This window comes from Novosphingobium mississippiense (assembly GCF_044029535.1).
Classification (GTDB): domain Bacteria; phylum Pseudomonadota; class Alphaproteobacteria; order Sphingomonadales; family Sphingomonadaceae; genus Novosphingobium.
This window is the reverse complement of sequence record NZ_CP147001.1, coordinates 592,730-610,015: the sequence shown is the minus strand read 5'-3', so window position 1 is coordinate 610,015 and position 17,286 is coordinate 592,730. Positions and strand designations below refer to the sequence as shown.

At 65.1% G+C, this 17,286-nt stretch carries 9 protein-coding genes; 4 read left to right on the top strand and 5 right to left on the bottom strand.

The features are described from left to right. Positions 1 to 117 precede the first annotated feature (117 nt). The 4 genes from WBP06_RS02830 to WBP06_RS02815 all read right to left on the bottom strand — a co-directional run bounded on the left by WBP06_RS02830 (position 118) and on the right by WBP06_RS02815 (position 8,083). Positions 118 to 1,599, bottom strand: coding sequence for a 2OG-Fe(II) oxygenase family protein (locus WBP06_RS02830; protein ID WP_395331657.1), 1,482 nt, complete (start codon positions 1,597 to 1,599; stop codon positions 118 to 120). Positions 1,600 to 1,617: 18 nt separating this feature from the next. After that, positions 1,618 to 2,838 (bottom strand): aspartyl/asparaginyl beta-hydroxylase domain-containing protein, encoded by a 1,221-nt coding sequence (locus WBP06_RS02825; protein WP_395331655.1) that lies wholly within the window; start codon positions 2,836 to 2,838, stop codon positions 1,618 to 1,620. A 17-nt stretch (positions 2,839 to 2,855) separates the two neighbouring features. Then, on the bottom strand, positions 2,856 to 4,910 hold the full coding sequence (locus tag WBP06_RS02820) for a tetratricopeptide repeat-containing sulfotransferase family protein (protein ID WP_395331653.1): 2,055 nt from the start codon (positions 4,908 to 4,910) through the stop codon (positions 2,856 to 2,858). Between the two features lie 116 nt (positions 4,911 to 5,026). Then, the gene (locus WBP06_RS02815; protein WP_395331651.1) at positions 5,027 to 8,083 is read right to left on the bottom strand and encodes a TonB-dependent receptor domain-containing protein; all 3,057 of its coding nucleotides are present in this window, start codon (positions 8,081 to 8,083) and stop codon (positions 5,027 to 5,029) included. Between the two features lie 434 nt (positions 8,084 to 8,517). Between WBP06_RS02815 and WBP06_RS02810 the strand changes: the two genes are divergently transcribed. From WBP06_RS02810 to WBP06_RS02800, 3 genes are all read left to right on the top strand, one after another. Further along, positions 8,518 to 9,069, top strand: coding sequence for a hypothetical protein (locus WBP06_RS02810; RefSeq protein WP_395331649.1), 552 nt, complete (start codon positions 8,518 to 8,520; stop codon positions 9,067 to 9,069). Between the two features lie 345 nt (positions 9,070 to 9,414). After that, positions 9,415 to 12,570 carry a TonB-dependent receptor domain-containing protein gene (locus tag WBP06_RS02805; protein WP_395331647.1) on the top strand — a complete coding sequence of 1,052 codons (3,156 nt, stop codon included), beginning with the start codon at positions 9,415 to 9,417 and terminating at the stop codon, positions 12,568 to 12,570. Between the two features lie 96 nt (positions 12,571 to 12,666). Further along, positions 12,667 to 13,647, top strand: coding sequence for a 2OG-Fe(II) oxygenase (locus tag WBP06_RS02800; protein WP_395331644.1), 981 nt, complete (start codon positions 12,667 to 12,669; stop codon positions 13,645 to 13,647). A 54-nt stretch (positions 13,648 to 13,701) separates the two neighbouring features. On the opposite strand, the gene clpB is transcribed toward WBP06_RS02800, so the two are convergent. Beyond that, positions 13,702 to 16,281 carry an ATP-dependent chaperone ClpB gene (gene clpB / locus WBP06_RS02795; RefSeq protein ID WP_395331642.1) on the bottom strand — a complete coding sequence of 860 codons (2,580 nt, stop codon included), beginning with the start codon at positions 16,279 to 16,281 and terminating at the stop codon, positions 13,702 to 13,704. Positions 16,282 to 16,630: 349 nt separating this feature from the next. Here clpB and WBP06_RS02790 point away from each other — a divergent pair, with 349 nt between their 5' ends. Then, positions 16,631 to 17,086 (top strand): nuclear transport factor 2 family protein, encoded by a 456-nt coding sequence (locus WBP06_RS02790; RefSeq protein ID WP_395331640.1) that lies wholly within the window; start codon positions 16,631 to 16,633, stop codon positions 17,084 to 17,086. Positions 17,087 to 17,286 lie beyond the last annotated feature (200 nt).

Genomic DNA, 17,286 nt, shown 5'->3' with positions numbered 1-17,286 from the left:
AATGGACCGAATCTATGCCGCGTCGCGGTGCGGTTCAAGTGCCCAGGATATGAGCAGGCAGGGGCGAAAACGGCAGGGAGGCGCGGGCGGATAGCAGGCAGATACTGGCATCCGCGTTCAGGTGCGCGGCGGCGGGGCTACGTCGAATGCCACCGACATCCGCTCGCCCGACGGGAACGGGCGGGTGCCGTGCCACATCCACGACGGGAACAGCACCAGCCGCGCGGGCTGCGGCGCCACCGTAAGACGCGGAGCCAATTCGATTCCCAGCGATGCCGGGGCGCCGCCCAGATCGAGATGCCCCTGCCCGTTCTCCAGCCCCTCGGGAACCGAGATATAGAGCGCCGAGCTGATCCAGCCCTGCGGATGGTGATGGGGGGTATGGAACCCCGCCCCCGCTAGCCGGACCGACCAACTGCCCGTGAAGCGCGGCCGCGCCGGGCGTGCGTGGGAGAGCAAGGGATGCGCCGCGTCCGCCGGCGGCAGATCGGCGATATAGCGCGCCACCTCCCGGCGCAGCAGCCTGCGCAGGCGCACCACTTCCGGCTCGATTCGCGAAAGCAGCGCGCCGTCGGTCTGCGAGCCGCCGCGCACCGATTGATCCAGGAACCGGCCCGAACGGCCATGAAGACGGGACAGGAAAGCCCGCAATTCGCCAAGGCCCATCTCCTGCTGGTCGAGATCGACCACGCGGGTCAGGCCCGCCTGCCCGTCCAGCCATTGCGAACGCGGATCGCCCGTCAGCCGCCATGCCAGCGCGGCGTAGGGCCACATGCCCTCGGCTCCCGGTGCCGTCAGCCACGGTTCGATGGTCTCGCGCGCCTCGGCATGGCGGCCCGCGCGCAGCAGATGGCGCACCAGCCAGACCGCATGCCCCTGATCGGCCGGAACCCCCAGCACGGCGAACTGCGCTGCCGCGTCATCGATGCGGCCCAGATCGTCCAGCGCTGCCGCGCGCGCCAGTTGGAACCGCGCGCTCGGGCCGTTTCGTGCCAGCGCACGATCCGCCACCGCCAAAGCGGGCGCAAAGCGCTCACCCGCCAGCAGCAGGTCCACCGCCAGTCCCCGCAAGGAATCGCTGTCGGGAAAGCGCGAAAGCGCCGCCTCTATCGTCGCCAGCGCCCGCGCGCTTTGGCCCAAATGCGTGGCCAGTTGCGCGAATTGCCGATGCCCTTCCATCCAGCCCGGATTGGCCGCGAGCATCGCCTCCATCTCAGCCAGCCCCCGCGCGCCCTCTCCTTCGGAATGGCGCGCCGATGCCAGACCCAGCCGGATCTCGGCCTTGGCCGGTGCCAGCCGGATCGCCTGCTCGAACGCCGCCGACGCGGGCAGGCCCGCCTCCAGCCGCACATGCGCCAAGGCATGGGCGATGCCCCCATTGTCGGGCGACAGGCGAAGGGCATGCTCCAGCGCGGAAATTGCCCCGTCGCGCCGGTCGAGCGCGCGGCGCAGCATCGCCACCCAATGCAGCAGTGCGGGGTCGGCCGGATGCCGATCCAGATAGCGGGTCAGCCGCGCTTCGGCCGCTTCCTCGCCACCGTCCGCCAGCGCCTGCCCGGCAAGCCCGGCCAGCGTTTCGGGATCGTCCCGTTCTGCCATGACAGGCCGCATGGTTGGTCAGCCCCGCCCTTCCGAAGCGATGGTCGCAGCCACCGCATCGCGTTCGGGCTGCGAAAGGCCGGGATGCCAGACGTCGAAGATCAGCACCACGCGCAGCACGTCGCTGGGGTTCATCGCCTCATGCTCGATGGTATCGTCGAAGACAAAGGCCTCTCCCTCACGCCATTCGCGGGTTTCGGCGCCCACGCGGAACCAGCAGCCCGGCGGCACCACCAGCGGGAGGTGACACACCAGCCGCGTGTTGTCGACGCCGACATGCGCCGGAATCGCCGTGCGCGGCGCCAGCAGCGAGAACATCGCATTGGGCGAGGCACCGGGAACCTGCGGCTGCGCCAGGCGCGACAGGATCTCCATCGTGCGCGGCGCCTGTGCGGCATTGCGTTCCACCACCTTGCCATGGCGCAGCAGGTGGATCGCGCTCCAGTCGGGGTTGTGATTCAACGCGCGCCACTGGTCCAGCGACTGGCGTTCCTCGTACTGGACATAGGGTTCCAACTCGGCCCGTTCGGACTGGATCAGAGCCAGCATTTCCCCGCGGATCGCGTCGAAACCGGCCTCCACATCGGCCAGCCAGGGCATCGTGTGGCGAGGATGGAACTCACGCTCGACCAGTCCCGGATAGTGGAAATGGGTGGGGTTCGAGTGATAGACCCGCGTCTTGTGCAGGATGTTGTCACGGAACCGCGCCAGCTTCCACGCCACGTCGTCGCCCGTCGGATCGACCGCTTCGACAGCGGCTGCCGCGCCGACGTCAGCCTCGGCCCGGGCGAGCGCGGCCTCGCTGGCTTCTGCCAGCTTCTGCTCGCGCTTGGCCTGCCAGTCGGCATGGAATGCCTCGCCCGCCGTGTAGGCGGCGGCCAGCGGCGCGGGCAGCCCGCCTTCGGGCTTCTGCGCGATCGCCTCTCCCCACGCCTCTCCGGCGCCGGGATCCCCCAGCCTTTCGAGCAGGCCCGCGCGCATGACCAGCGCCATCACGTCGAGCGGCGCCAGTTCCAGCGCCCGATGCACCGCGTCCAACGCGCGGCGCGGCTGGCGCAGCGCACGGCGTAGTGCCGCCAGCTTCAGCCATTGCGTCAGAGCCTGCGCGCCGGCGAAAGCCCCGGCATTGCCGGTCAGCAGCCTTTCAAGTGTATCCGCCGCCTCGGGCAAGCGCGCCGCCGCGACAAGTCGATCGATTTCCGCAAGTTGCGATTCTGTTTGCGAAAGGCCTGAATTCATTACCCCCCCGGGTCAGGTCAGCTCTGAAGCAAGTCGGAACCGGGCGGTTCCGACCATGACGGTACTCGATCGTCATCGAGCGAATATCCGAAGCCCTCCGCCCAGGGCTTCAGCGTTGCGAAAACGGGTGCAAGGTGGCGCTCGTAACGCCGCCAGCGACCGGCCGCGCGCGTGTAGACCGCTTCGGTCACCTGTGCATAGCTAGCCGTTCGTACGACGCCGCGCGATCGGGCTGCCTGCCGGTGATCGAAATCCTCACCCTGCCAGGGCAGGCCCAGCCAATCGAACAGCGGCGCCAACTCGCGCGCCTGATCGGCGATCAGCCGTTCGTACACGACCGTCCGCACGGGCAGATCGAACACCGCGCGTGCCTGTGCCCAGTTGGAGAAGGTCAGGTCGTAGAACGTTGCAGCCGTTTCCAGATCGAGGAAATTGCTCATCGCGTTGTTCGGGCGGAAGTTGGTGATGAAGCAGCTGAGGATGACGTCGCAGGGATGACGCAGCGCCAGTACGAACTTCGCGTCGGGAAACAGGCGGCGGATGACCGGCACCTTATTGAGATGAAGCGGGTGCTTGTCGATCACCGTGGTGTTCGGCCCCAGCGTGCCCAGCGCCGAAACCCGTTCGAAATAGCGCGCGCGCGCGGCGGCAATGGCTGCGCCGTCCAATTGCGCCAGCGCCTCGACACCACCCAGCTCCGTTTCGATCTGGTCGAAAAACGGCTCTTCCTCCAGCACCAGCGTATCGGGCGCGGTCATCAGCATGGTGTCGAGCAGCGTGGTGCCCGAACGCGGGAATCCCAGCAAGATGACCGGCGCGGCGCGATCGCAGGCCGGCGTATCGGTCCAGCCTGCCACCCACGGCGCCGTCACCAATGCCTTTCTGCGCACGATGTCTGCGCGGAACTGTGCCGCGCGGTCGCTGGGCCCCGAAGGATCGTCCAGCAGGCTGGCGTTCATCGCCGTAAATTCGGCGAATGCCTCGTCATAGCGCTCCATGCGGTCCAGCATGATGCCGCGCAGCTGATGGCGTCGGCTGGCCTGCACGACCTCGCCCGCCTCTTCAAGCGCCGCGAAAGCCTGTTCGAACTGCTCGGTCCGCTTCCAACGCAGGGCGTCGATGAAGGCGATCGTCGGCGCATCGGCACCACCCGCAACGGCACGGGCGCGCAGCGGCTCCAGTTCGGCCTCGCGATTGCTGCGTTCGTAAACTGCTGCCAGCCCGACGAATGACGGCCCCAGCGCAGGCTCCAGCGCCAGCGCCGCCTCGAATTCGTTTTCGGCCACGGCATAGTCGTTACGGCGCGCGGCTTCCTGCCCGTAATCGGAACGAAGGCCGGCGTCTGCGGGCGCGCGGCGGGCGGCTTCGGCAATCGCCTCGTAATGCGGCGCGTCCATCCCGGTATCGCGGTAGAACGCCGCTAGCGTCAGCATCGGCACGTGGTCGTCGGGGAAATCACGCGCGGCATCGCGCAGAACCTGTATGCCCTCGTCGGTGAGTTCGGCTCGCAGCAGCGCGGTACCCAGGTTCACGCGGATCGGCGGCGAATCCGACGCCAGCTTCATCGCGCGCTGGAGCACCTCCACCGCTTCGTCATGTTCGCCCTCATGCGAAAGCGCATTGCCAAGATTGTTCAGCAGCGACCAGTCGTCGGCCCGTTTCGCCAGAACGATCCGATAGAGCCGGATTGCCAGCGGAAAATCACCCGCTTCCTGGGCCAGATGCGCACCCAGGCCAGCCAGCCGCAAGCTGGGGTCGGCGCGTGCGGAAGTCTCGTCGCACAGCGCCAGCGCTTCGTCACCGCGGCCCATCCGCCAGCGGCTTTCGGCAAGATTGGCGCGCACCACCAGATCCTGCGGGCGCAGCGCATGGGCGCTTTCGAGATAGGGTACCGCGCGCGCGAACTGTCCGCGATGGAACTCCACCGCGCCGCCCAGCGCCGCCAGCGTGGGATCGCCGGGGTTCGCCGCCACGGCCGTGACAACCGCCAGGGCCGCTTCGTCAAGCCGCCCCATGCGCGCAAGTCCGGCGATCCGGCGAAGCTCATCGGAGGGCGTGGCGGTATCGGTCATGCGCGGGATCCGGAAAATTCTGGGCCATTTCCCGCGATTTACGCGGAGGCCGGATACAAAGGCGGCGGCCCTCCCTGGGAAGACCGCCGCCAAAGACTAAACGTTCAAGGGAACGATTAGAAGTTCATGGTGATGCCGGTGAACACATAACGGCCCAGGGCGTCGTAGGTGCCCGGGTAGGTGTTGCCGTTGCAGACCACGCTGGCGCAACCGGTCGAGGTGACCAGCGGCGGATCCTTGTCGAACAGGTTGGTCGCACCCAGACGCCAGGTCAGGTGATCACCCAGAGCTGCCGTCAGCGTCAGGTCGAAGTAGTCCATCGACTTCAGCTTGTCGTCCAGCGAGTTCTGCTGGCGAGCGCGCGAGTCCTGCAGCGTGCTCGACGGGTTGGCGAACTCGGTGGTGACCGACGAGAGGTGACGCCACTGGAGCGACACGCCGATGCCGTTGGCCGTATTGAACGACACGCGGGCCTTGTGGCGCCACTTGGGCAGCGGGGTGCCGCAAGTCGGGCCGTAGTAACCGGCGCAGTTGTACACTTCGGTCAGGCCATTATCGACGGTGTAGTGGTTCAGCCAGGTGCCGACCATGTTCAGGGTCAGACGACCGGCGCTACCCACTTCGGTGGTGTAGTTGGCGTTGAACTCCATGCCGCGGGTCTTCACGCTACCGACGTTGTGGTTGATGTCTTCCACGTAGCCGTCCGAGCTGAGCCACAGCGAGCCGGCCGGGTTACGATGGATGAGATCGCACGCGTCCGCCGTACCGCCCGAGTCACCGCAAGCGGCCAGGATCGCATCGGCGCCGTAACGCTGGATGGCGTCCTTCACCTTGATGTCGAACCAGTCGACACTGCCGGTCAGGCCCGGGATCCAGTGCGGAGCAAGCACGACACCAAGGGTCTTGGTGGTCGACTTTTCCGGGTTCAGATCGGGGTTGCCGCCGATCAGGCCGTTGTACTGGCCTGCCGGGTTGAGCGAGGTACCGCCGGTGAGACCCTGTGCGGCGCAAGCGGCCGACAGCGTATCCACGCCGGCGCAAGGATCGGTCGTGCCGTCAAGCGCGACGATCTGCGGCGAGAAGATCTCCTGGATGTTCGGCACGCGAACGGCACGGTTGTAACCGGCGCGCAGGCGGATGTCCGAAATCGGAGCCAGTTCGAGACCAAGCTTGTAGGTGTTGGTGTTGAACGTACGGCCGTTCGAGATGCTGTAGTGCGAATAGCGGTAACCGCCATTGAACGACAGGCTCTGGACGAAACCGTCCTGAACGATCGGAACGTCGATTTCGCCGAACAGTTCGCTGACCTTGTAGCTACCCGCGGTCGAGAGCGTCGGAGCGCCCTGGCCGGTGAGGTCGCCGGTGGTGAAGGCTTCGTCGGTGTTCAGTTCCAGCGAGTCACGGCGATATTCGGCGCCGAGAGCAACGTTCACGCCATCCGAAGCGAGCGGCGACTGGATGCCGTATTCGCCCAGCATGCCGGTGAAGGTGGCGCTGGCGACCTGCTGCGAGGTCTGGCCCTTCATGAAGCCGGTAGCCGACAGGTAGTCGATAGCGGCCTGCGAGATGTTGCCGCTGAACACGTCGTAAGGTGCGCAACGCGACGACGGATCGGACAGCGCAACGCGGCAGACCGGACCGTTGGGACCCTGCACCACGTCAAGCGCATTGGCGAGACGCGAGGCCGAGAACTCGTTCGAGTAGACCTGCGAGTAGTTGGTGCGGCCGTACTGGTAGTAGGCGTCGTACGACCAGGCCTTGCCCAGCTCGCCACGCGAACCGATGACGGTACGGAACGCGGTGTGCTGGAGGTCGCTCTCACGAGCACCGCCCTGGACGTTACGCTGCAGCAGCTGCATGAACGCCTTGTTGTAGGTCGTGCCGGTGGTGGGATCGATGAACGAGATCGGTCCTGCACCCGGGTTCGAGTTGAACGGCGCGCCGGAAGCAACCGGGAAGTTGCCGATGTAACCGGTGATCAGGTTGCTCGCCTGGCAGAGTTCGGCCTTCTGGGCAGCCGACATCAGCGGGTTGTCGCAGTTGATCGTCAGCGTGTTGCCGAAGTCGCCCGAGGGAGCGATCTGCGCCACGGTGCGGTCATCCATGAACATGAATTCCATGTACGGATGGATCGCTTCGCTGATCTCGTAGTCAGTGAAGACGCCGGCGGTATAACGCTCGTCCGGACGCTGATAGTAGTTCAGCGGGGCGAAGTTGTAGATGTTCTGCGCGCCCTGCGTGATCGTGCCGGCACCCAGTGCGCCGATGGTCGACGACGAGGGGTTGGCGGGATCGTAGTACAGCACGTTGCCGGGGTTCGAGGTGGCCGAACCGCCACAGCTGAACTTGCCCGATGCGCTGGCGCCGATCGAGCACGACGAGTAGTCGCGCTTGCGCTGCGTGACGGCGGAGGCACGGCGATAGCCGACATAGGCGGTGGCGTGGCCACGGCCGTCGTCGAAGCTGGTGCCGAACGCGGCGGTCACGTCATACTGGCCACCGTCGGCATTGGTGCCGGTCGGATAGGTGTAGGCCGGATTGCCGGCCTTCTGGTCCAGCACGCTCTGGGCAAAGTCGTTGCCGTTGCTGTGCGTGTAGAGGCCATAGTTGGCGTCGATACGGAAGCCTTCGAACTCCGTATCCATCTGGAAGTTGACGACGCCCGCGACAGCGTCCGCGCCGTAGGTGGCCGACGCACCGCCGGTCAGCACGTCAATGCGCTTCACCAGGGCGGCGGGGATGAAGTTAAGGTCGGCAGCCGACGAGGTGCTGTTCGGGTCGCCGGTCATCAGACGGCGGCCGTTGATCAGCACGAGGGTGCGCGACGGCCCGAGACCGCGAAGGTCGACCGTGGCGGTACCGGTGGCGCCGTTGGCGAGGCCCGAGCTCTGGCCGGCAACAACCTGCGGCAGCGAGTTCAGCAGGTCTTCCGTGCGGATCGTGCCCTGCAGCTTGATGTCCTGCGAGGTCACCGTGGTGATCGGCGCGATCGAGGTCTGGTTCGGCGAGGCGATGCGCGAACCGGTAACCACGATCGGCGTGCCGGCATCGGCGGGGGCGGCGTCTGCGGGTGCAGCTGCGTCCTGCGCATATGCGGCGCTGCTGACCAGGGCGAAGCCCAGCACCACGGGTGCTGCACCTGCCTTCAGCGCGGTAAGAGTGGATTTTTTCACTGGTGTGTCCCTTTCGTAAGGCGCGGCGTGACCCATGCGCCTTGAATTCCCCGGCAACGCAATAATCGTGCGACGATGTGTCGCGCCCCCGGAAGATGACGTTTCATTGCGCAAAGCTGGGCTATCGCAAAGGCCCTTGCCTCTTGCCGCGCAACATTACCGTTACCTTGTGGCATATGCGCAACATTACAGATTTGCGGCGCTCCGGAGCGACGCTTCGCCGCCGCCGACTTCAACCGATTGGTCGTGGCATTGTCGCAACATTGAAAGAAACACGGCCCGAAAACGAGATGTATTGTTGCGCAATACGCAGGCGAGACTCCCCATCCATTGCACCGCATGCGCACAACCTTGCGAAAGCCGTCCGGGCCTTGCTAACCACCCCGCGACCGCCGGATGCAACCGGACGGCTACACAGCAAAAGGGGCAACACGATGCGCGGGACGATCAGCACAAGCCTGAAGACGGTCATGACTCTGGCCCTGCTGTCCCCACTGCCGGCCTCGGCCGCGAAAAAGGCCGAGGAAACCCCACCCCAGCCCGAGCTGTTCCAGCAGTTGATGGACTGCCGCGCCGTTACCGACAGCACCCAACGCCTTTCCTGCTTCGACCGCCAGGCCGCTGCCCTGGATGAGGCCACACGCAAGAAGGAAATCGTCGTTGCGGACAAGCAGGCGGTGCAGCGCGCAAAGCGCGGTCTATTCGGATTCGGCGCGCCCGTCGCCAAGCTGATGGGCTTCGGCGGCAGCGACGAGGATAAGGGCGAGATCAAGGAAGTGACCACGACCGTCCAAAGCGCCCGCCACAACGCCAATGGCTGGGTCATCACCTTCGCCGATGGCAGCACGTGGGAGCAGAACGACCTCAATGATTTCGTCCTGTCGCCCAAGCCGGGCAACGATGCCCGCATCACCCGCGGCGCCCTTGGCACCTATTTCGTTTCGGTACGTGGGCAGACGGCCTTGAAGATGCGCCGCGTTCAATAGTTCACACTTTGATCGTGACTTGCCGGGCGCAGCAATAGAATTGCCAGAAAAACGCCACGTATGGAATTTTCACCACCCGCATTGCTGCCGATTTATCGCATCATTCCAAAACGATTGCATCACGTCAAAATTGCCTGAAATTTAGGTGCAACAAATCTGTTACATAAACGCCACAAAGCAAAATTCATTGGTCATTCAGGTAGCAATACGGGTTGAACCGCCCGTCTCATAAGGCAAGACATCGTCCCATGGCGGCGGGCATTTTCCGATGTCCGTCAGCTACATCCAACCCCCTCCCTGTTTGGTCACGCTGCGGGAGGCGGGTCGCAAACAAGGGACACACACTTGAAATCCACTCTCATGAAGGGTGCCCTGCGGGGTGCCACGAGCCTGACGGCATTTGCCGTCCTGTGCTCGACCCAGGCCTATGCGCAGGAAGCGCCGGCGGATACCAAAAGCGACGCCGAAGCCGGCCAGGCCATCGTGGTCACCGGTTCGCGCATTTCGTCGCCGAACCTCGAATCGGCCAACCCTGTCGCCGTTCTTACCGGTGAGCAGATCTTCAGCTCGGGCAACCTGTCGGTTGGCGACCAGCTGAACGAACTGCCGATGCTGCGCAGCAACTTCAGCCAGGCGAACTCGACCCGCTTCCTCGGCACGCGCGGCCTCAACCTGCTCGACCTTTACGGCCTGGGCACCCAGCGCACGCTGGTGCTTGTCAACGGCCGCCGCCACGTCGGCAGCGACGTGCTGGTCAATGGCGTCTCGGTTGACGTCAACACGATTCCGGCCGACCTGATCGAACGCGTCGACATCATGACCGGCGGCGCCTCGGGCGTTTATGGTTCCGACGCCATCGCCGGTGTCGTGAACTTCGTCCTGAAGGAAGACTTCGACGGCATTCGCGCCCGTGGCCAGACCGGCATTTCCACCTATGGCGACGCGGGCAAGCAGTTCGTCTCGTTCGTGGCGGGCAAGAACTTCGCCGAAGGCCGTGGTAACATCACGCTGGCGGCCGAATATTCGCACTCGGACGATTTCTATGCATCGGATCGTCCCGGTCTGCGCCGCAACCAGAACTTCGTCATCACCGACGTCGATCCGGCCGGTTCGCCCAACGGTTCGAACGGCATTCCGGACCGTACGTTCTACAACGACATCCACTCGGCAACCATCTCGCTGGGCGGCCAGGTCGCAGCTTATGTGAACCCCACCGCAGCCCCCTGCGGCGTGGGCGGCAACGGCCGTGCGTTCACCTGCAACTACCTGTTCCAGCCGAACGGCTCGCTCGTGCCGCAGACCGGTGAGCGCATCGGCATCGGCCCCAACGGCAGCTTCCAGGGCGGCAACGGCACGACCGGCCGCGAAGGCCAGCTCGTCGCGCTGTCGCCCGACCTGCAGCGCTACACGGTCAACCTCGCGGGTCACTACGAGATCACCCCTGCGCTGGTGCCGTTCTTCGAAGCGAAGTACAGCCGCACCGACGCGCGCGGTTCGCAGAGCGGCCCGTTCTTCTCGCAGGGCACCACGCTGGGCGATCCGCGTGAGCGCGTTCGTCTCGACAACCCGTATCTGAGCGCCGACGCCCGCCAGACGCTGACCGATGCATTCATGGCATCGACCGTCAACGTGAACACTGGCGCCGCGCTCTCGGCCAGCGCGCTTGCCGCGCAGCAGGCCGCGATCGCCGACGGTTCGTTCCAGTTCAATCTGCGCCGCAACTGGACCGACTTCGGTATGCGCGACGAGCAGATCAAGCGTGAGACCTTCCGCATCGTCGGCGGCGTCAAGGGCGATTTCAACGACGACTGGCACTATGAGCTGTCCGCCAACTACGGCCAGCACAAGGAACGCAACGTCATCACCGGCAACGTCAACGTCCAGCGCTACCTGCTGGCGCTTGACTCGACGACCGATGCCAACGGCAACATCGTCTGCCGTTCGCAGATCGATCCCTCGGCAGCGTTCTCCTACGTGACCGGTGGCGGCACCGCCACCGATCCGCGTCTGGCCGGCGACATCGCATCCTGCGTTCCGCTCAATCCGTTCGGTCAGGGCTCGGTGAGCCAGGCCGCCAAGGATTATATCCTGACGAAGAGCGTCGCGACCGGCAAGATCACCCAGTTCGACGCCGTTGGCTTCATCTCGGGCGACACCAGCCAGTTCTTCAACCTGCCGGGCGGCCCGGTGGCCTTCTCGGTCGGTGGCGAATACCGTCGTGAGACGTTGAAGTACGACCTCGATGACCTGACCCAGGAAGGCTACGCGTTCTACAACGCCATTCCGGGCTTCGATTCGCCTGCGTTCGAAGTGAAGGAAGCCTACGCGGAAATCGCACTTCCGATCCTGAAGGACCGTCCGTTCTTCGAAGATCTGAGCGTGCGCGGCAGCGGCCGTATCTCCGACTACAAGGGCGCAACCGGCACCGTGACCACTTACGGCGCCGAAGCGATCTGGAGCCCGGTCCGCGACCTCAAGTTCCGCGGCACCTATGCCCGTGCAATTCGCGCACCCAACCTGAGCGAACTGTACTCGGCCGTCGGCCAGAACTACGCGCCGAACTTCACCGATCCGTGCTCGGCCCGCAACATCGCGACCGGCACTGCCAACCGCCCCGCCAACTGCGCCGCGGCAGGCATCCCCAGCTCGTACGACTACGCCTATTCGAGCTCGCTCGAAATCCTCAGCGGCGGCAACGTCAACCTGCGTGAGGAAACCTCGGACTCGTACACTGTCGGCGCCGTCATCCAGCCGCGCTGGATTCCGGGCCTGTCGGTTTCGGTCGACTACTGGGATATCACCGTCAACAACGTGATCGCCTCTGTCGACGCGCAGACCATTGCGGACCTGTGCTATGACTCGGCTTCGCTCGACAACCCGTACTGCGGGCTGTTCCAGCGCGCCGGTGCGTCCGGTGGTGCCAACGGCGAACAGCCGTACCAGATCCTCGAAGGTTCGCTGCTGGAAAGCTCGCTGAACTACGCGAAGATGAAGGTTCGCGGGATCAACGTGGAAACCACCTACGATCACCGGTTCGACTTCGGTCGCCTGACGCTGTCGGCCTACTGGACGCACTACCTCCAGAACGACACCTTCACCGACCCGACCGATCCGAGCTACAAGGACACCTACCTCGACGAGCTTAGCTATCCGTCGGACTCGGTGAACCTGAACGCCACGTTCCAGACCGGTCCGGTGAAGTTCAGCTATGGCCTGCGTTGGCTGGATGCGATGTACCTGAACGCTTACGAGGATTACAACTCGGTCAACGGCAATCCTCCGCAGAACGCGGACTACGCCCCGATCAAGAAGTACCCCGACGTGTTCTACCACGACATCCGCCTCGAAGCGGAGCTGAGCAAGGACTACTCGTTCTACCTCGGCGTGGACAACGTGTTCAACAAGATGCCTCCGTACGGTCTGACCGGCGTGGGCGAAGGTTCGGGCGTCTACCCGAACATGGGCCGTTACTTCTACGCGGGCATCACCGCCCAGTTCTGATCCTGGCGATCACGAACCAGACGATAGAAGCCTTGGGGCGGCGGGTTATCCCGCCGCCCCTTTTCTTTGACCGTATCCAAGGCCAAGAGACGTTCCATGACCCAAGCCAGCGAGCGGGCCCTTGCCGCCCTTCAGAACGGCAACAATGCCGATGCCCTCGCGATCGCCGAAGATGCCGCCGCCCATGGCGATGCCGATGCCCTGGCCCTGCTCGGGCAGTGGCGACTGATCGGCAGCCCGCTGGCGCGCGACCTGCCGGAAGCCCGGCGGCTGCTGCGCGCAGCGACGCTCGCCGGACATGAAGACGCTGCCCTGATGGAAGTGGCGCTGACCGCCAACGGCACCGGCGCGCCCGCAGACTGGGCATGCGCCATGGAATATCTGAAGGCGGCGGCGGATCGTTACGGCGGCCCGGCTGCAGACGATCTTGCCCTGGTGGAACAGATGCGCCTTGACGCGCAGGGCTATCCCGCTTCCCTTGGCGATCCGGAAATCCTGGACCGGGCCTGTCAAGTGCGGCGCTGGCGCCAGCTTTTCACGCCCGGCGAATGCGCGCATATCGCCATGGCCGCCCGCGATCTGATGGAACCCTCGATGGTAAGCGACCCGCGAACCGGTCGGCTGATGGCCCATCCCATCCGCACATCCTCCGCTGCGGTCCTCGGCCCCACGCGCGAATCCCTGCCCCTGCAGGCCATATTGCGACGGATCGCCGCAGCCACCGGCACCCGCGTCGAGCAGGGGGAACCGCTCAGCGTGCTCCACTACGCGCCGGGGCAGGAATATCGCGAACACATGGATACCCTGCCCAACGAACCGAACCAGCGGGTCGCCACCGCGCTCATCTATCTCAACACCGGCTATCTGGGCGGCGAGACGCGATTCCCGCGACAGGGCCTCTCGGTGGCGGGCGGGGGCGGTGACATGGTCGCCTTCCACAATACTCTCGCGGACGGCTCCCCCGATCCCCGCAGCAGCCATGCGGGAGCGCCTGTCCGCCAAGGCGCGAAATGGGCCGCCACGCGCTGGATTCGCGCGGAACCCTTCAACGTATGGAATCATCGCAGCCGCGCGTGACGGGAACGAAAACGGGGGGACGGTTGCCCGTCCCCCCCCCTTTCACTGCAGCGATTACGCCACGCTGATTGCCAGCGCCCCGTCCCCGTCGTCTACCTTGACGTGCGAACCATCGGGGATCTCGCCTGCCAGCAGCTTCTCCGCCAGCGGATCCTGAAGATACCGCTGCACCGCACGCTTCAGCGGTCTTGCACCGTACACCGGATCGTAACCGACCCGGCCCAGCCAGCGCTTCGCCGCATCGCTCAAGTCCAGCGTGATCTTGCGGTCCTTCAACAGCTTCTGGACACGCGCCACCTGGATATCGACGATCGGGCCCATGTGTTCCTGGCCCAGACGGTGGAACAGCACGATCTCGTCCAGGCGGTTGAGGAACTCGGGCCGGAAATGCCCGCGCACCACTTCCATCACCTGCGGCTCCACGGTGTCCACGTCCTGCCCTTCGTCAAGCTGGGTCAGGTACTGGCTACCCAGGTTGCTGGTCAGGATGATCAGGGTGTTGGTGAAGTCCACCACCCGGCCCTGCCCATCGGTCAGGCGGCCATCGTCCAGCACTTGCAGCAGCACGTTGAACACGTCGGAGTGGGCCTTCTCCACCTCGTCGAACAGCACCACCTGATAGGGCCGGCGCCGCACGGCTTCGGTCAGCACGCCGCCTTCCTCGTAGCCGACGTAGCCCGGAGGCGCGCCGATCAAGCGGGCCACCGCGTGCTTCTCCATGAACTCCGACATGTCGATGCGGACCATCGCGCTGTCGTCGTCGAACAGGAAGCCGGCCAGCGCCTTGGTCAGTTCGGTCTTGCCGACGCCCGTGGGGCCAAGGAACAGGAACGAGCCCAGCGGCCGGTTCGGATCCTGCAGCCCGGCACGGGCACGCCGCACCGCCTTGGACACGGCGGAAACCGCATCCTTCTGCCCGATCACGCGCGCGCCAATCACTTCCTCCATCTTGAGGAGCTTCTCGCGCTCGCCCTCCAGCATCTTGTCGACCGGCACACCGGTCCAGCGGCTGACGACCGAGGCGATGTCGTCCTCGGTCACTTCCTCGCGCAGCAGGGCATTTCCGGCCTGGGCCTGCGCCTCGGCCAGCTTGCGCTCCAGCGAGGGGATCGTGCCGTAGGACAGCTCGCCCGCCTTGGCCAGATCGCCATTGCGCTGCGCCTGTTCCAGTTCCAGCCGCGCCTGATCGAGCTGTTCCTTGATCTTGCCCTCGGCAGCGATCTTGTCGCGCTCGTTCTGCCAGCGGGTGGTCAGCTCGCTCGACTGCTGCTCCAGATTGGCCAGCTCCTCGCGCAGATTGACCAGACGATCCTTGGAAGCCTCGTCGGTCTCCTTGGCCAGAGCCATTTCCTCGATCTTCAGCTGGATGATCCGGCGGTCGAGCTTCTCGATCTCCTCAGGCTTGCTTTCCACTTCCATGCGGATGCGGCTGGCAGCCTCGTCCATCAGGTCGATCGCCTTGTCCGGCAGGAAGCGGTTGGTGATGTAGCGGTTGGAAAGCGTCGCCGCCGCCACCAGCGCCGCATCGGTGATGCGCACGCCGTGGTGCAGTTCGTACTTCTCCTTAAGCCCGCGCAGGATCGAGATCGTGTCCTCCACGGTCGGCTCGCCCACGAAGACCGGCTGGAAACGCCGCTGCAGCGCCGCGTCCTTCTCGACGTACTTCTGGTATTCATCCAGCGTGGTCGCGCCGATGCAGTGCAGTTCGCCGCGTGCCAGCGCCGGCTTCAGCAGGTTGCCCGCGTCCATCGATCCTTCGGAGGCGCCCGCGCCGATCAGCGTGTGCATCTCGTCGATGAACAGGATGATCTGCCCGTCCGCACCCTTCACTTCGTCAAGCACCGCCTTCAGGCGTTCCTCGAACTCGCCGCGATACTTGGCGCCCGCGATCAGCGAGCCCATGTCGAGCGACATCAACGTGCGGTCCTTCAGGCTGTCCGGCACGTCGCCATTGGCGATGCGCAGGGCAAGGCCTTCAACGATGGCAGTCTTGCCCACGCCGGGGTCGCCGATCAGCACCGGGTTGTTCTTGGTGCGGCGGGCAAGGATCTGCACGGTGCGGCGGATTTCCTCGTCGCGCCCGATCACCGGGTCCAGCTTGCCGGCCCGCGCCGCCTCGGTCAGGTCGCGCGCATACTTGCTCATCGCGTCATAGGCGTTTTCCGCGCCCGCGCTGTCGGCCTTGCGGCCACCGCGCAAGTCGGTGATCGCCGCCTCCAACGCCTGCGGCGTCAGGTTGGCGGCCTTCAGCGCCTGCCCGGCCGTGGTCGTGGTGGCGAGCGCCAGTGCCAGCAGCATGCGCTCCACGGTGACGAAACTGTCACCGGACTTGGTGGCAAGCTGCTCCGCCTGATCGAGCACGCGCACGGCATCGTTGTCGAGCCCGGGCGAGGCCTGCGCGCCGCTGCCCGAGACGGCGGGCAGCTTGCCCAGCGCCTTGTCCACTTCCTGCACGGCGAAATCGGGATTGCCGCCCGCGCGCTTGATAAGCCCGGCGGCCATGCCTTCGCTGTCTTCCAACAGAGCCTTGAGGATATGGTCCGGGCTGATACGCTGGTGGTTCATGCGGATCGCCACGGTCTGCGCGGCTTGCAGGAACCCCTTGGCCCGGTCGGTGAATTTTTCGAGATTCATGGTCTGAATTGCCTCCTGATCCCGATCATATAGTGTTGCATTATTGCAACACAAGACATGCCATGATCTTTTTTGCGCGCAGCGTGGCGCAAGGAAAATCGTGTAATCACAAGTGAATCACTGGGTGCCGGAACCGGCCCGCACAAGATGGGGCTCCGCCGCCAGATTGCCAGTCCCCGATAACCCTGAACCTGCCGACAATTTTGCCTAACCCCATTCCGGCAAACGTCGCCCGGGCGGTGAAGCGGATCCTTGGCGCGCAAACACTTGGCGCTGGGCCGCCCTTTGCCTAGCCTGCGCGGGCAGGACCGGAACCAACGGCCGGAACCAACGGGAAGAGGGATCGACAGTGGCGAAATTCACCCCCCAGCAGGCAGCGGACGTGCTGGCGATCAAGCAGGTCGTCTACGAATGGGGCGACGAGCTCGACATCCACAACGGCCTGGAAATGCGCAAGTCCGACGTGCTGGCGGAAGACGTGGCCTACAACGTCGGCGGTGAATGGCGTGAAGGGCTGAAGGCCGTGGAAGCCTTCTACCAGGGCCGGGCAGAGGCCCTGCGCGCCGGTGCGGGGCTGATGACCATGCGCCACATCATCACCTCCCTGCGCGTGTCGTTCGACGATGCGGACAATGCCAAGGTCGGCTACCTGCTGGTGTTCTTCGCCGCGCAAGGTGAAGCGCCGTTCGACAAGTATTGCGATCCGCTGGCGGTGGCCGACGTGAAGATGGAATGCCGCCGCGATCCGGACGGCGAATGGCGCATCACGCGCTTCGATTCGGGCCAGATCTTCCGGCGCGGTTGAGCCGGCCAAGACTTCACCCAAACGGCCTCGTCGCCCCCGCGAAGGCGGGGGCCCCGCTTCTTCTTGCCCCGCTCGCAAAGAAAAGCGGGACCCCCGCCTACGCGGGGATGACGAAAGGGTTTGCAGAAATGCAGCCCCAACCGACTGAAATAAATACGGGCCGATCGGCAAGCTCCAATGGAAACTCTGGTCAGTCGTGA

What these genes read in the sequence shown, in the direction of transcription:
- WBP06_RS02830 (WP_395331657.1), bottom strand. Translation starts at nt 1,599, where the DNA reads ATGGCAGAACGGGACGATCCCGAAACGCTGGCCGGGCTTGCCGGGCAG.
- WBP06_RS02825 (WP_395331655.1), bottom strand. Translation starts at nt 2,838, where the DNA reads ATGAATTCAGGCCTTTCGCAAACAGAATCGCAACTTGCGGAAATCGAT.
- WBP06_RS02820 (WP_395331653.1), bottom strand. Translation starts at nt 4,910, where the DNA reads ATGACCGATACCGCCACGCCCTCCGATGAGCTTCGCCGGATCGCCGGA.
- WBP06_RS02810 (WP_395331649.1), top strand. Translation starts at nt 8,518, where the DNA reads ATGCGCGGGACGATCAGCACAAGCCTGAAGACGGTCATGACTCTGGCC.
- WBP06_RS02800 (WP_395331644.1), top strand. Translation starts at nt 12,667, where the DNA reads ATGACCCAAGCCAGCGAGCGGGCCCTTGCCGCCCTTCAGAACGGCAAC.
- clpB (WP_395331642.1), bottom strand. Translation starts at nt 16,281, where the DNA reads ATGAATCTCGAAAAATTCACCGACCGGGCCAAGGGGTTCCTGCAAGCC.